Origin of the sequence: Sphingobacterium thalpophilum (genome assembly GCF_038396785.1) — a bacterium.
Classification (GTDB): Bacteria; Bacteroidota; Bacteroidia; order Sphingobacteriales; family Sphingobacteriaceae; genus Sphingobacterium; species Sphingobacterium thalpophilum_A.
Map to the genome: position 1 here is coordinate 3,388,508 of NZ_CP151087.1, position 15,482 is coordinate 3,403,989.

General features: G+C 41.5%; 9 protein-coding genes. 2 read left to right on the plus strand and 7 right to left on the minus strand.

The features are described from left to right. The first annotated feature begins 65 nt into the window (after nt 1-65). The gene (locus AACH28_RS15070; protein ID WP_341830890.1) at nt 66-896 is read left to right on the plus strand and encodes a universal stress protein; all 831 of its coding nucleotides are present in this window, start codon (nt 66-68) and stop codon (nt 894-896) included. Between the two features lie 53 nt (nt 897-949). Here AACH28_RS15070 and AACH28_RS15075 read toward each other — a convergent pair whose 3' ends face one another. Then, nucleotides 950-1,852: an LD-carboxypeptidase gene (locus tag AACH28_RS15075; protein ID WP_313490676.1), complete on the minus strand. Its 903-nt coding sequence runs from the start codon at nt 1,850-1,852 to the stop codon at nt 950-952. A gap of 409 nt (nt 1,853-2,261) precedes the next feature. Here AACH28_RS15075 and metG point away from each other — a divergent pair, with 409 nt between their 5' ends. Next, nucleotides 2,262-4,331, plus strand: coding sequence for a methionine--tRNA ligase (gene metG / locus AACH28_RS15080; RefSeq protein ID WP_341830891.1), 2,070 nt, complete (start codon nt 2,262-2,264; stop codon nt 4,329-4,331). A gap of 93 nt (nt 4,332-4,424) precedes the next feature. On the opposite strand, the gene AACH28_RS15085 is transcribed toward metG, so the two are convergent. From AACH28_RS15085 to typA, 6 genes are all read right to left on the minus strand, one after another. Further along, nucleotides 4,425-5,219, minus strand: a complete 795-nt coding sequence (locus tag AACH28_RS15085; RefSeq protein ID WP_341830892.1) for a GLPGLI family protein — start codon at nt 5,217-5,219, stop codon at nt 4,425-4,427. A 106-nt stretch (nt 5,220-5,325) separates the two neighbouring features. Further along, on the minus strand, nt 5,326-8,109 hold the full coding sequence (locus AACH28_RS15090; RefSeq protein WP_341830893.1) for an outer membrane beta-barrel protein: 2,784 nt from the start codon (nt 8,107-8,109) through the stop codon (nt 5,326-5,328). A gap of 218 nt (nt 8,110-8,327) precedes the next feature. Continuing rightward, nucleotides 8,328-8,768 carry an Rrf2 family transcriptional regulator gene (locus tag AACH28_RS15095; RefSeq protein WP_046673766.1) on the minus strand — a complete coding sequence of 147 codons (441 nt, stop codon included), beginning with the start codon at nt 8,766-8,768 and terminating at the stop codon, nt 8,328-8,330. A gap of 91 nt (nt 8,769-8,859) precedes the next feature. Beyond that, complete coding sequence (gene pafA / locus AACH28_RS15100) at nt 8,860-10,503, minus strand: alkaline phosphatase PafA (RefSeq protein WP_341830894.1); 1,644 nt, start codon at nt 10,501-10,503, stop codon at nt 8,860-8,862. A gap of 140 nt (nt 10,504-10,643) precedes the next feature. Further along, nucleotides 10,644-13,445 (minus strand): excinuclease ABC subunit UvrA, encoded by a 2,802-nt coding sequence (uvrA, locus tag AACH28_RS15105; RefSeq protein ID WP_341830895.1) that lies wholly within the window; start codon nt 13,443-13,445, stop codon nt 10,644-10,646. Between the two features lie 224 nt (nt 13,446-13,669). Further along, entirely contained in the window at nt 13,670-15,475 is a 1,806-nt protein-coding gene (gene typA / locus AACH28_RS15110; protein ID WP_341830896.1) for a translational GTPase TypA, read from the minus strand. Nucleotides 15,476-15,482: the final 7 nt, after the last annotated feature.

Here is a 15,482-nt window from a genome sequence, read left to right on the forward strand (position 1 = left end):
TTGGAACAGCTAAGACAGCGTAAAAGACCTTAGCCACGGATTATGGATCAACAAATAACTAAAGGATGAAAAACCTACTCTTGTTAACAGACTTTTCGGACAATGCCTATGCTGCTGCTCGATATGCCGCACAATTAGCTCCACTTTGGGGCATTGAAAAGGTTGTCCTATACCACACATACGAAGTAATCCCTACCGTAGGTACTGAACCTGTTGTCATCAGCAATGCAGAAATCTTGGAAGAAAAACAAAAGGATCTCAATACCTGGCAACAGGAACTGATGTTGCTTTTCCCTGAGGGCATTGCCTGGAAATCAGTTCTTGAGGAATATGAACTGAGCTATGGCGTAAACCGTACCTGTGCTGAGGAGGACATTGACCTTGTTATCGTCGGAACTGCAGGCAAAAGCGGCCTAAAGAAACTGCTTCTTGGAAGCAATACCCTCAAGCTGATCGAAAATTGTCACACACCATTACTGGTGGTCCCCGCACGGGCAGAATTTCGGGTACCCAAAAAAATGTTAATCGCCACCAACCTCAAAGAGGTCAAACTAAAATTAAACCGTCTTTTGGTTAATGCGTCCGAAGTATTACGGAAAAGTGAGGTCTATGTCGTCCATGTGACTAAAGAAGATCCTGCAAATAAGGCGGTAAATGCCGAAATAAAAACCATGCAGGATTTACTTGCTCCTTATCATCCCATCTATAGTTATATCCTCAACGCAGACATTGCTGCAGGGATCAACCAATACATCAACGAAAATCATATCGACATGATGGTCACTTTCCATCGGGACAAGGGCTTATTAAGTCGAATTTTCAATACGAGCATTGCGCAAAAGATGGCCTGGAAGAGTCAGGCTGCCATGATGGTCATCCCTGTACATTCGGGATAATCAATAAACGGTATAATCAATAAATAAAACAACGAGATTCTGTTCAGCTTCCCCTACAAATAGGTTAACTGAACAGAATCAGCTGTAGTCTGCAATTTTACTTTTCGCCCAAATACCAGGGCGTGATTATCATCAATATGCCCGGCAGGGTAGCCAAATGCTACCGGAAAATCATATTCTTTCACTATATCCCACACAATTTCCTCCACACGCTGCCCAAAAGCAGGATCATTGTCTTTCATCGCAGAAAAGCCCCCCACAATTAGACCATTCAATTTTTTTAATTTCCCCGCGCGCTTCAATGCCCTTAGCATTCTGTCTACGGAATAATAGGCTTCACCTACATCCTCTATAAATAAAACTTTATTCTTGTAATTGACATCCGAATTGGAAGCAAGTACAGATAGTAAGATTGCTAAATTTCCGCCGACCAATTTTCCTTCGCCTTTACCCGCACGATTGGGGAATAACGTTTGCTCGTAGGCAAAATCCATATTATGGCCAAACAATGCATTTTTTAACGTTTCCAACGATGCTTTTGTGCCCGTTTCAAAAGACTTTGGCATCTGTCCATGTATTGTTGCAATTTTATAGTTCCGTTGAATATGACTATGCAACACGGTAATATCGCTAAAACCCACCAACCATTTGGGATCTTTTTCAAAGCTCGAAAAATCTATCTGATCGACAATACGAACACAACCGTAACCTCCGCGCGCGGCAAAAACCGCTTTAATCGACGGATCATCCAGTGCCCACTGCAGATCGGCAGCGCGTAAATTGTCATCTCCGGCAAACTGATGGAACGATGTCCCAACAGTCTTCCCAACCACAACCTCCAGCCCCCAGTTCTCCAATGTTTTTATGCCAACATCAATAGAGCCTCGTATAAAACTCGCAGGACAAACGATAGCTACTTTATCGCCTTCTTTCAGAAAATCAGGTATTTTGGACATCTTTTTTATCGCTAATGATCAAACAAAACCTTCATGGCTTCGAAGACAGCAACAGCTATGCAAGCGAACTGAAGAATCTTTCTGGCCAATAACATCAAACACTTTCAAAAAAAAGGACCGCTACATTGCAAAGTCCGATTAGAAATATACTTGATATATGGTGCTTATATGTACAAATAAACGTAAATTTATCTAAGTTTTCTACCGCTATGTTGAATAATATTTCTACGATAACAAGCTGTTAAATGGAAGCGCATTTTAATCAAGTTGAAATAATCGTAGAAATGAGCCAAAACAAGAATTCAAGAATAAATTGTTCGATATGACATGCATTTATATTGCATATAAACAGCAATTTATCTAAGTTTGCCAAAGAAAACAAGTACACACTTTAATATACTTTCAAGCATTGAGTATTCTAGATAAAAAACGTTATACCATCACATCGGCATTACCTTATGCCAATGGTCCTTTACATATTGGACACCTTGCCGGAGCTTATATCCCAGGGGATATTTTTGTCCGCTATTTGCGTCTGAATCAAAAAGATGTAGTCTATGTATGTGGTTCAGATGAGCATGGTGCGGCGATTACCATCCGTGCAAAAAAAGAGGGCATCACCCCGCAACAAATCATTGACAAATACAATAAACAAATCAAAGAAAGCTTTGAGGAGTTTGGTATCTCTTTCGATATATATCACCGTACGTCGGAGCCCATACATCACCAGTTATCGCAGGATTTCTTCTTGAACCTTTACAACAAAGGCGAATTTGTGGAGAAATTTTCGGAGCAGTACTACGATGAGGAATACCATCAGTTTTTGGCCGATCGTTACATTACGGGAACTTGTCCAAATTGTAAGTCCGAAGGCGCCTATGGTGACCAATGTGAAAAGTGTGGGACATCACTTAGCCCAACAGATCTGATCAACCCAATTTCAACATTGAGCGGAAAAACGCCAGTTTTGAAAGAAACGAAACATTGGTATCTACCTTTGGATAAATACCAGCCTTGGCTTGAAAAATGGCTGATCGAAGGAAAGAAAAATATCCTGAAGTCCAACGTTTTTGGCCAATGTCAATCTTGGCTTAAATCCGGTTTACAGCCGCGTTCAATGACAAGAGATCTGGATTGGGGCGTCGATGTACCTTTGGCTGAAGCAGCGGGTAAAAAACTATATGTTTGGTTAGATGCACCTATCGGGTATATCTCAGCAACAAAACAGTGGGCTTTAGACCATGGTAAAAACTGGGAAGACTATTGGAAAACCCATGAAAACCCAGCAGACGATTCTACGCTGATCCATTTTATTGGAAAAGATAATATTGTTTTCCACTGTATTATTTTCCCAGCGATTCTTCATGCACACGGCGACTATATTTTACCAGAAAATATTCCCGCCAACGAATTCCTTAACCTGGAGGGCGATAAGCTGTCCACGTCCAGAAACCATGCGGTTTGGTTACATGAATACCTACAGGAATTCCCGGATAAGCAGGATGAATTGCGCTATGTATTGACAGCCATATTACCGGAAACTTCGGATGCCGAGTTTACCTGGAAAGATTTCCAAGCTCGGATCAACAATGAGCTCGTTGCTATTTTTGGAAACTTTGTCAACCGTGTCTTGGTACTTTCCCACAAATATTTTGATGGCAAGGTATTGAAAGGTTCGCCACTAACAGCTGTAGACCAAGCGGTACTGGATGAATTAAAAACATACCCTACTTCGATCAAATCGTCTTTGGAGCAATTTCGCTTCCGTGAGGCATTGGCAGAATTTATGAATGTAGCGCGTCTAGGCAACAAATATCTTGCCGATGAGGAACCATGGAAAATCATTAAAACAGATGAGGAGCGTGTCAAAACAATCCTAAATGTAGCGGCTCAAATCGTTGCCAATCTTGCCGTTCTTGCACAACCGTTTTTACCAAAAACAGCGATCAAATTATTTGAAATGCTTAATTTCCCACAAGGGAACTGGAACGACGCAGGTTCGGATGCACTGATCCAAGCTGGACACCAATTGGGTGAAGTGCAATTGTTATTCGACAAAATAACCGATGAACAAGTCGACTTCCAGTTAAACAAACTTGCTGAAGCAAAAGCGAAAAACCTAGCCGATAATGCCAAGGTTGCTCCTGCAAAAGAAAATATTAGCTTCGATGATTTTGTTAAAATGGATATCCGTGTCGGAACCATTGCAGCCGCTGAAAAAGTTGCCAAAACCAAGAAGTTGTTAAAATTGACGATAGACACCGGCTTAGATACCCGCACGGTCGTTTCGGGTATCGCAGAGTTCTTCAGTCCTGAGGAGATCGTAGGCCGTCAGGTATCCATCTTAGTCAATCTTGAACCTCGTGAAATAAAAGGAATTATGTCACAGGGAATGATCCTTATGGCCGAAGACGCTGATGGTCGATTGGATTTTGTCAAACCAGATACAGCAATTAAAGTCGGAAGTACGGTACGTTAATATAAGACCTACCTCCATTTATACAAAAAGCCTGTTCAAACGAACAGGCTTTTTTATCATCTCGACGGGACAAGAACGGTATAAGATTATCCCCTAAAAGAGTATACTCTGCAACCGTTTCTTAAACGCCTTCTCATCCATATAATCATAGACGGTATCTTTCAGTTTTTTTATGATCTCTGTTCTGGATTCCGCAACAACTTTTTTCTTTTTGGTCAGCACATTTGAAACTGGCGTATTGGTAATCTCCACCTTTGTGGCAAACATATTGACATTCATACTTGGGATGGATATCCCCATCACTAAGCCCGGGAGTCCGTGTATAAGTTCAGGACCACCGGAGATGGGTATTTGCCCCGCAAAGAACGCAACCACATAGACCGAATCTTGAATAATTCCATTGGCTCTCCGACAATCATATCCGGCAATATTGCGGTATTCATCGGTATACTTCCATTTTACAGTAGGCAATGAATCTTTCAGCAAGAGCTGATCATCTCCAAAGGGGAGCAATTTTAAGAATTCCTGATTCTGGAAATTAATATAGGTTTTTGAATCGGGAAGAATAGAATTATAGTAAGTCACATTACGATAATTTGCGGGATAATCTTCCTGCACCGTTTCAAACAGGGTTTCATTATCGTAAAATTTCAAAATATGGTGGGTCACCACCTCAGCGGGCCCATTTTTCACGGCATTGTCGACCATCAGCTTATCCCAGGTATCTAAATCGGGCTTGCTGAGATAATTACGCTTTAAGAAATTCTGCACATGGAACTTCCGTTCATAGGTGACCGTTCCGCTGCTCGGAAAATAAGCATGTTGTGCGTGGGCTGTACCCGCACACAGCAATAATACCCAAACCATCAACTTGATATACTTACTCATTTGGCATCTCCTTTCATCTGTAAATAATTTAATTTTTCCATCGGCCAGATGGAGCTTACCATGATTAAATTCATGGAAATCATTGAAAACAAAATCGTTAATTTAATCATGGACGGTTCATTGTTGTAAAATTGTAGATTACTTTTAGCATTCCATACCGGCGCAATACGTCGTTGCTGGTCTGGATAAATGAAGTTCCATTCTGATAACGATACACTCCATTATTTTTGTTCAAAATATCATTGACAAATACCTGTACCTCCAAGGACTTATCTTTCAATAATTTCTTGGAAAGATAACCATTCATATTAATGATATTAATGGATTCAAGCGTTTTTGTAGCGGCCTGATAATTCTGGTTTGTCGACAGGGAAATTTTAAAGTCTTTTGGTAAATAATAGGTAATCTCCGAGAACGTCCTGAATTTAAAAGTCGTCCGGTTCAACTCAGGCTGCAAATAGGAATTCATCTGCTCCGCACCAGGACTCATGGAGATGTAAAAATCCATTTTGTTTGCTTTATATCGGCTAAAACCAATACTTGGTGCTACACTCCATGTTTGATTTCTATTGAGCTTTGGCTCTTCATTGAAGGAGGATAAATAGCTAAACTGGCTGTTATACTGCGCATTCATGCCAAGATTCATTTTTAATCCCCATTTTTTCTTCAATACAAAACTGTATCCTCCACCACCATACATACGCCAATTGTCTTTATCAATATTGACGTAGGAAATTTGCTGCGTACCTTTATCTAGATCATAGCGTACGCTATTGTTGATACTTTTCTTTCCTTGATCTGCACTGACATAAAAATAAATACTCTGGTCCTTTAACTGCTTGTAGTTGTTGAAATTAATTGAATAGGAGTTGTTAAAGCCCGCTTCCAGATCTGGATTGTCCAAATACTCGACGAGTGGCTGGGCATTTTGTTTCAACGGCTCTATTTGCGTCAACGATGGCTGGCTCGTGCGGCCGCTGTATCGGAAGCTCACATTTTTGCTTTTCGAGATTTTGTAGTTGACGGAAAGGACTGGAGCAACAGAAGTCTGGTTCCGCTGTAGTATTGTATTCAGGTTGTTATAGGTTCTCTTGACCTGCTCAAAATCAACCCGATTACTCAAATTTACAGTTAATGTGTTGGACTTGTAGTTCAAGGAGGCGTTGACACCATTTTTTAAACTGTTAAAATCAAAATCGTTGAGCAGGTCTTGGTCCAATACCGTATATTTTCCTGTAACCGGATCTCTATCAAATGACTGATTGAGTGTCTCCGATTTATTTTGATTGAATGCATAACCTATTGCAGCAGTCAACCTTTTAGACAAAGGCTCCGAATAGGTTACTGAAGCACCATACGTATTGTTGGCCAACTTATCATTTTTATATTGATCGATCAAGGTTGTATCTCCGGAACTTTGGAAGAAATTTTCCGAAAAATACTGTGTCTTGTTACGATTTTGATCTGTATTCGCATTGACATTGAAAGTAATGGAGCGGCGGTCCTTTTTAAAACGACGTGTAAGCATCGCATTGACATTAAACTTATCCTGATCGTTATTTAAATCTGTCTTGGACGAAGTCCGTGTAATCAATGTGCCATCCAATTTACGCTGGTCTGCTTCGGAATTGGATAAATTGTCGCGGCTAGATTTGGTAAAGCCCATAGTGACAGTCAAGTCTGCGAGCGAATCAAGCTTATAGTCATACCTTAAATTCGCGATATTGGCCTGTGTTTCGGTTTCAGATGCTGTCACATTATTATCGACCTGCGCACGTTCAGGAAGATTGTTCTGCGCATTATAGGTACTTGTATTATTGACATTGATCTGATTCCGTTTGAAGTTGACATTGATCTTATGCTTATCATCTTTGGATTTGTCGGAATAGCTAGCCCCCATATTTATTGCTTTGGGCACGCCGCCACCATAGTATTTACCATCCCATCCCCCATCAGAACCATCACCACCGGAAATCATAATGCCACCACCGTCCATCATCTGCACATTGCTACTTCCGCCCACACCATATTTTTGGCTATCTTCAAATCCTAATCCGACCATTCCATCATTGGCGAGAATGCCATAAGCTGCAATTTTCTGCGATCCCTTAAACTTATTGAGCATGACTTTTCCGCCATAATATTTATCTGTGCCAGCTCCCGCAACAGCCTGGCCGAACATTCCTTTTTTCTTGTCTTCTTTGAGCTTAATATCAATTGTCTGCGTTCGTTCGCCATCATCTACTCCTGTACGTACGGCAAGATCCGATTTCTTTTCATAGACCTGTACTTTGCTGACCATATCTGACCGAATATTCTTAGTGATTAGCGTTGGGTCATCGCCAAAAAACTCTTCACCATCAAGCAACACCTTTTTCACTTCCTTCCCCTGCGCGATGATCTTGCCTGATCCATCCATTGTAATACCCGGTAATACCTTTAGCAGGTCTTCCACTTTAGCATCCTTCTCTACTTTAAAACTACCTGCATCATATTCTATCGTATCGCCTTTGATCACCACCGGAATTTTACCATTTACCTGAACCTCTTCCAGCAGTAGAGCTGCCTTGGATAGCTTTACAATACCGATATCTAAGTCTTGGGCAGCCACATGGATATCCTTTACCAAGTCAGCATACTGTGGATAGGAAACCACCATTTTATAGGTACCGGTGTCGAGATTGGCAATTTGGAATGTTCCATTTTCTTTCGTCCGACCGAATTTAACCAAAATCGAATCTTTGGGGCTGAGCAGCGCGATTGAAGCTTGATGTAGTTTTGCAAGATCTTTGATATCTGCCACCGATCCCACAAGTTTATGTTGTGCATAGGACTTGGAACTCAGGACGGATAATAAAAGAAACAAAACTAGGGAATAGGTTAGTTTCATAAAATTTCGTTTATATATTGTCGAGGTAAATATATAAATGTTGCTACGGAAAATTCGTAAAATAATGTTAAATAATTATATAATTAATAAATTAAGCTTACACCCCTCAAACAAAATACGGTAATTCACTTTATACCAATAACTTTACCGCATAAAAAAAGAGGCGTAACTTATTTGTTACGCCTCCAATCTAAATAGAAAAATATATTTTATTTCCTTTAATCTACATTTAGGTTCAATTCTTTTTCCTTATTGATTAAATGGGCAATACTTGTATCATTTAAAATCTGCAACATGGCATTTCTCACCTCGACAAAAGTATCGCGTATGCCACAGGCATGCTCTTGTGTGCACTCTTCGCAGGAGCGGTAGAAGTTCAAGCTCACGCAGGGTAGCAAGGCTATGGGGCCATCAATTAGGCGCATCACCTGCGATAAAAAAACATCTTCGGGAGCCTTATTGAGGCTATAACCACCTCCAGCACCTTTTTTGCTATACAGAATTCCGGCATTTCGCATTTCAAGTAGAATTTGTTCCAAGAATTTTTTTGGAATATTCTCCTCCTGCGCAATCTTCACGATTTGCATCGGCTCATTACCGTAATTACGACCAAGCACCATCAGTGCCTTTATTGCATATTTTGTCTTTTTGGACAGCATAATTTGTTAACCCCCTGTTGAATTGCAAATTTACGTTTTTTATTCAATAGAATAAAACCTTCATGATTTCACGCATGCAGCAACAGTTTCCTTATTGCCCCAATACCGCCGTGATCGGTTTTCCGATGCTACCATTGGGCTCTGTAATGTGCAAGAGCGAAGAAATTGTCGGTGCAATATCCACAATATGTACTTCTGTATTAGATACACCCGGTTTAATTCCCCAACCCATAAATACCAAAGGAATATGGGAGTCATAGCCAGACCAGGTACCATGTGTTGTCCCGGTCGAGCGCGGCGTGCCGTCATACCATTGTGGCTCACAAACGATCTGAATAGCACCACTACGTTTAAAGTTGTAACCGTTGATCATTTTTTCGCGAATAGGCGCCGGGATCATCAGACTTTCCCCTTTTTCCATATCAGCAACATACGCGACACCTTCTGTATGGCGAAGTTCACGAATGATGGTCTCTTTTATTTTATCACGATCCAAGTTCAACGAATCAATCAATTGATTATTTAAGTGCACCTGGTAGTTCATCATGCTTTTAACAAGCTTCTCTTGTCCAAATTTCTCTTTAAGGGTTTTGTTAAGTCCTGTGATAATCTGACGGGAATAGAAATAACCACCGTTTCCTTTCATATCCATAAAGAAACGAGAGTTATAAGAAGCGCCATGATCTGCTGTCAGGAAGAACGTGTAGTTACCCTTGCCCACGGTCTTATCGAGGTAGTTGAAGAAATCGGCAAGCTGTTTATCGAGCTGCAGATAGATATCTTCAATCTCCACTGCTGTCAATGAGTAACGGTGTCCAACGTAGTCTGTTGCAGAAAGGCTCACACAAAGGAAGTCGGTATTTTTAGTTGGGTTATTTCCCATCTGCTCATTTTTGATTGCTTCCATTGCCAGGTCCAACGTAAACTGATTTCCCATTGGTGTGGTTTTGATCAGCTCATAGCCTTCGTCTTTCATTAGCTTAGAAGTTGCGCGCGGCAAAGTCGGTTTTTCTTCGCCAGGGTATTTACCTTCGTAAATATTATCATCTGCAATGCTGTTGGCAGCATAGGTACTAATATCATACATGGGCTTCCAGTCGCCTTTCAGGTATTTCTCAGCCAATTTTTTCTTGTTGAAGTCTACCACCCATTTTGGCAGATTATCCATGTAGAAATTAGAGGTGATCCAATCGCCTGATTTAGCTTCGAACCAATACGCTGCATCGGCAAAATGCCCCGCCGGTAGAATACCGCCGCGGTCTTTGATCGCGATACCGATCACTTTGGATTTAAAGTTAGAAGCGAGCTTCAATTGGTCCGTTACGGTCGATGCAAGTAAATTACGTGGAGACTGCTGTCCCTCCTTGGCTGTAGTACCTACACCAACGACATTATCGTCCTGCGTACAGTACATATTTTTACCCGTCTGTTCTTCAATCCAGTCATTGCCCGCAATACCATGTATGGAAGGAACGGATCCTGTATAGACCGAACTGTGTCCAATAGCGGTGTATGTGGGAATATAATTAATCAATGTATTTTCACAGGAGAATCCTTCTTTCAAAAGTCGTTTGAAACCATCATTTCCATATCGATCTGCAAAACGATATAAATAATCCCAACGCATTTGATCCACCATCAGGCCGACAACCAATTTTGGTCTTTCCGGTTGCTGCGCCATGGACGAAAGCGCCGCTATTCCAAGGACGACACTTAAAAAAAATCTTTTAATCATAATCGTATTAAGTATTGAAATATTAGTTTTTTATTTACTGTATAGTATTCTATCAGACCTTAACAAAAGGAACAATAAACGGAACTTATTGGCAGCTCCGTTGCCCTGAGACAGATTACTTCACTTCGCTAAAGTAGGATTTAATCTTTTAAATGTGTCTTTAAAAATTGACCTGTATAAGAATCTTTACAATGAATAAGTTCTTCAGGAAGTCCCGCAAAGACGAGCTTTCCACCTTTATTGCCGCCCTCAGGACCAATATCGATGACCCAATCTGCCGATTTGATCATATCCATATTGTGCTCGATCACTAATATACTGTTCCCTAAGGCAATCAGTGCATCAAATGATTTCAGTAGCTTTTTAATATCCTGAAAGTGTAAGCCTGTTGTTGGCTCATCAAAGATAAAAAGTGTCTTCTTGCTATTATTTCCCTTAATGAGGAAGGAGGCGAGTTTAATCCGCTGTGCTTCACCGCCAGACAATGTACTTGACGATTGCCCGAGCTTAACGTAGCCTAGTCCAACGTCCTGTAAAGGCTGCAATTTCGCTAATATTTTAGGCTGGTCTGCAAAGAATACGATCGCTTCATCAACACTCAGCTCGAGGACATCTGCTACCGACTTGTTCTTATAGTGTACATCAAGCACAAACTGTTTAAATCGCTTGCCCCCACAGGCCTCACATGGCAAAACGATATCGGCCATAAATTGCATTTCAATTTTAACTTCACCTTCACCCTGACAGACATCACAACGTCCACCTTCAACATTAAATGAAAATGCCGCAGGTTTCAGTCCAGCAGCTTTGGCTGCTGCCTGGTTGGCATATAAGGCCCTGATTTCATCCCAGGCTTTCACGTAAGTCACCGGGTTGGATCGCGAAGAACGACCGATCGGGTTTTGATCGACCATTTCAACTTGTTCTATATGGGTAATATCCCCCTCGATCGCATCATAGACCCCAGTCTGTTCACCAGAGTAATTGCCTATCGACTTCTGCAATGCTGGGTAAAGGATACGTTTGACCAAGGAGGTCTTACCTGACCCTGAAACACCTGTCACCACAGTAAACGTATTCAATGGAAATTGTACATCAATCCCTTTGAGGTTATTCTCATGCGCTCCTTTAATGGTCACACTATTGGACCATGAGCGGCGTTTTTGGGGTACCTCAATCTGGCTTTTACCACTGAGGTATTGCCCCGTAAGGCTCTTTGTATCTTTCAGAATCTGCTGATATGTACCTGCGAAGACCATTTCGCCGCCATTGATCCCGGCTTCCGGTCCGATATCGATCAGGTAATCAGCCGCCTCCATCATCTCCTGCTCATGCTCGACCACCACAACCGTATTACCAACATCGCGCAGGGATTTCAGCACAGAAATCAGACGCTGTGTATCACGTGGATGAAGTCCAATACTTGGCTCGTCCAACACATAAATAGATCCTACGAGTGAACTTCCTAATGAAGTTGCCAGATTGATCCGCTGTGATTCCCCTCCAGAAAGGGTATTCGATAGCCGGTTCAAGGTCAGGTAACTTAATCCAACATCGCACAAAAATTGCAATCTATTATTAATTTCAGCAAGAAGTCTTTTGGCAATGACCAGTTCATTACCCACCAGCGGTAGGGTTTTAAAAAACTCCAAGGCTTCTTCAAGTGGCATCAATACGATATCGGTGATAGACTTGCCCCCTACTTTCACGTAGGTAGCATCTTTTCGCAATCGGGTACCGCGGCAATCCGGGCAATCTGTCTTCCCACGGTAGCGCGATAACATCACACGATATTGAATTTTATAGGTTTGGGCTTCAAGTTCTTCGAAGAACTGGGTAAGGCCTTCAAAATATTGATTTCCCGTCCACAGTAGCTCTTTCTGCGCCGCAGTCAGGTCCATGTATGCACGATGTATCGGAAAATCAAATTTCAGTGAACTTTTGACAAGTCTCTGTAGCCACTCGCCCATTTTCTCTCCTCGCCAAGGTGCAATCGCGCCATCGTAAACCGATCGGCTCTTGTCTGGAATAACAAGATCAGGGTCAATACCAATGATCTTTCCATAGCCTTCACATCGACGACAGGCACCATAGGGGTTATTAAAACTGAAGAAATTTGGTGTAGGTTCTTCAAATGTTATTCCATCAAGTTCAAATTTATGGGAGAAATGATGTCTTTGACCATTTTCTTCCATATAGAGCTCACCCTTACCTTCGAAAAAACCTGTTTGGACAGAGTCAGAAAGTCGATTGACGGTATCATCGTCCTGTTCAATACGGACCCGGTCGACGACAATAAGCACTTCACCATCCTGAAGGTCTTTATTGGCGACGGCCTTATCATCGATAATAGCTTCGATTTTCTGCATGCTATCCCCAAAGACGACACGCACAAAACCTTTCTGTAACAGGAGCGACAGTTCTTCCTTAAGTTTACGTCCATGAGCAGGAATAAGTGGCGCGAGAAGTGTCACCGTTGTCCCCTCTCCCAAATTCAAGGCAAAATCCACCACTGAACTCACACTGTCTTTGGTCACCTCGCGACCTGATATAGGAGAAATTGTCTTGCCGATCCGGGCATACAACAATTTCAGATAATCATAGATCTCAGTGGATGTCCCCACCGTCGAACGGGGGTTGGACGTAATGACACGTTGCTCAATGGCAATTGCAGGGGCGATACCTTTGATGTAATCCACCTCCGGTTTATTCATCCGTCCCATAAATTGTCTTGCGTACGAAGAAAGACTTTCGACATAACGTCGCTGTCCTTCGGCATAGAGCGTATCAAAAGCTAAGGAGGATTTTCCTGAGCCCGACATTCCAGTGATAACAACTAATTTATTTTTAGGGATATCAACGTCAATATTCTTTAAGTTATTAACTCTTGCGCCCTTTATCTGAATATATTCTTTTGGAGTGTGCTCCACCTGTTTACTCATAATAATCCTTATCTCACACAAAGTTACGTATTCTTGGCTGATTATATTCCTTTGAATTAAAAAGCAATTCGGTTTTCTGCCGGATGATACTTACTGTACCGGGGAGGAAAGAACAAAAAAACGTGATATCTCCCTAAGGCACTGCCAAGGGGAGGATTTAAATCATCAAAAAAAGCCCTCGAACAATGTTCGGGGGCTTTTCTTTTATCGCGTTTCGCTATTGACTATTGGAATTTCTTTGCGTTAACTTTACGCTCGTTTTCAGTCAAATAGATTTTACGTAGACGCATTGATTGTGGTGTCACCTCAATATACTCGTCAGCTTGAATATACTCCATACATTCTTCCAACGAGAATTTGATTGCCGGTGCAATGCGTGTGTTATCATCAGAACCAGAAGCACGCATATTTGTCAACTGTTTTCCTTTAGTAACATTGATCGTTAAATCATTATCACGGATGTGTTCACCTAAAATTTGTCCTTCGTATACATCCACACCTGGATCTACGAAGAAACGACCACGGTCTTGTAATTTATCAATGGAGTACGCAGTTGTTGAACCCGTATCCAAAGAGATCAATACACCTGCCAAACGACCAGGAATTGTACCTTTCCAAGGCTCGTAACCTTTCAAACGGTGTGCCATAACAGCTTCACCCGCTGTTGCTGTCAACACGTTGTTACGTAAACCGATAATACCACGAGAAGGGATAGAGAACTCAAGATGTTGCATATCTCCTCTAGCTTCCATAATCAACAACTCACCTTTACGTTGTGTAACCAACTCAATTACTTTTCCTGAGACATCAGAAGGTACATCAACAACAAGCTCTTCGATTGGCTCACATTTTTGACCATCGATTTCTTTGATGATAACTTGTGGCTGGCCTACTTGCAATTCATAACCTTCACGACGCATTGTTTCGATCAATACCGACAAGTGAAGGATACCACGTCCGTATACCAACCAAGCATCTGGAGACTCTGTAGGAACGACACGTAGTGCTAAGTTTTTCTCCAACTCTTTTTGTAAACGATCGTAGATGTTACGTGATGTTACCAATTTACCTTCTTTACCGAAGAAAGGAGAGTTATTGATCGTGAACAACATGTTCATTGTTGGTTCATCAATGCTGATAACTTCCAATTGCTCTGGATTTTCGAAATCTGCGATTGTATCACCGATATCGAAACCTTCGATACCTACTACAGCACAGATATCACCGGCACTTACTTCAGGCACTTTGATGCGGCCAAGGCCTTCAAATACCTGTAGTTCTTTTACACGTGATTTTACAACTTTTCCGTCGCGTTTCACCAAAGAAACAGGTTGGTTTTCTTTGATTGTACCACGCGCAACACGACCGATAGCGATACGTCCAACGAAAGTTGAGTAATCCAACGATGTTACCTGCATTTGTAAAGTACCTTCAGATACTTCTGGTGCAGGGATATATTTGATGATAGCTTCCAATAAGTCGGTGAAGTCTTCAGTACGATTTTTCCAATCGGTAGACATCCATCCTTGTTTTGAAGAACCGTACAATACTGGGAAGTCCAATTGTTCTTCAGTAGCTCCTAAGTTGAAGAATAAGTCAAAAACATGTTCGTACACTTCATCAGGGCGACAGTTTTCTTTATCGACTTTATTGACAACAACGATAGGTTTGATACCTAAACCTAGCGCTTTACCTGTAACGAAACGTGTTTGAGGCATTGGGCCTTCAAAAGCATCTACCAATAGTACTACACCATCGGCCATCTTCAATACACGTTCAACCTCACCACCGAAATCGGCGTGACCTGGTGTATCGATGATGTTGATTTTAACACCTTTATATGTTACTGATACGTTCTTAGATACAATAGTGATCCCGCGTTCACGCTCTAAATCATTATTGTCTAGGATTAATTCACCAGCATTTTCATTTTCTCTGAATTGATTGGTAAAATATAAAATTTTGTCTACAAGCGTAGTTTTACCGTGGTCGACGTGAGCGATGATCGCAATGTTTCTAATGTTTTGCATTGAGCAA

Excerpts from the sequence above, each read along its gene's own strand:
- AACH28_RS15070 (WP_341830890.1), top strand. The coding sequence starts at position 66 with ATGAAAAACCTACTCTTGTTAACAGACTTTTCGGACAATGCCTATGCT.
- AACH28_RS15095 (WP_046673766.1), bottom strand. The coding sequence starts at position 8,768 with ATGCTGTCCAAAAAGACAAAATATGCAATAAAGGCACTGATGGTGCTT.
- uvrA (WP_341830895.1), bottom strand. The coding sequence starts at position 13,445 with ATGAGTAAACAGGTGGAGCACACTCCAAAAGAATATATTCAGATAAAG.
- AACH28_RS15090 (WP_341830893.1), bottom strand. The coding sequence starts at position 8,109 with ATGAAACTAACCTATTCCCTAGTTTTGTTTCTTTTATTATCCGTCCTG.
- AACH28_RS15085 (WP_341830892.1), bottom strand. The coding sequence starts at position 5,219 with ATGAGTAAGTATATCAAGTTGATGGTTTGGGTATTATTGCTGTGTGCG.
- typA (WP_341830896.1), bottom strand. The coding sequence starts at position 15,475 with ATGCAAAACATTAGAAACATTGCGATCATCGCTCACGTCGACCACGGT.
- pafA (WP_341830894.1), bottom strand. The coding sequence starts at position 10,503 with ATGATTAAAAGATTTTTTTTAAGTGTCGTCCTTGGAATAGCGGCGCTT.
- AACH28_RS15075 (WP_313490676.1), bottom strand. The coding sequence starts at position 1,852 with ATGTCCAAAATACCTGATTTTCTGAAAGAAGGCGATAAAGTAGCTATC.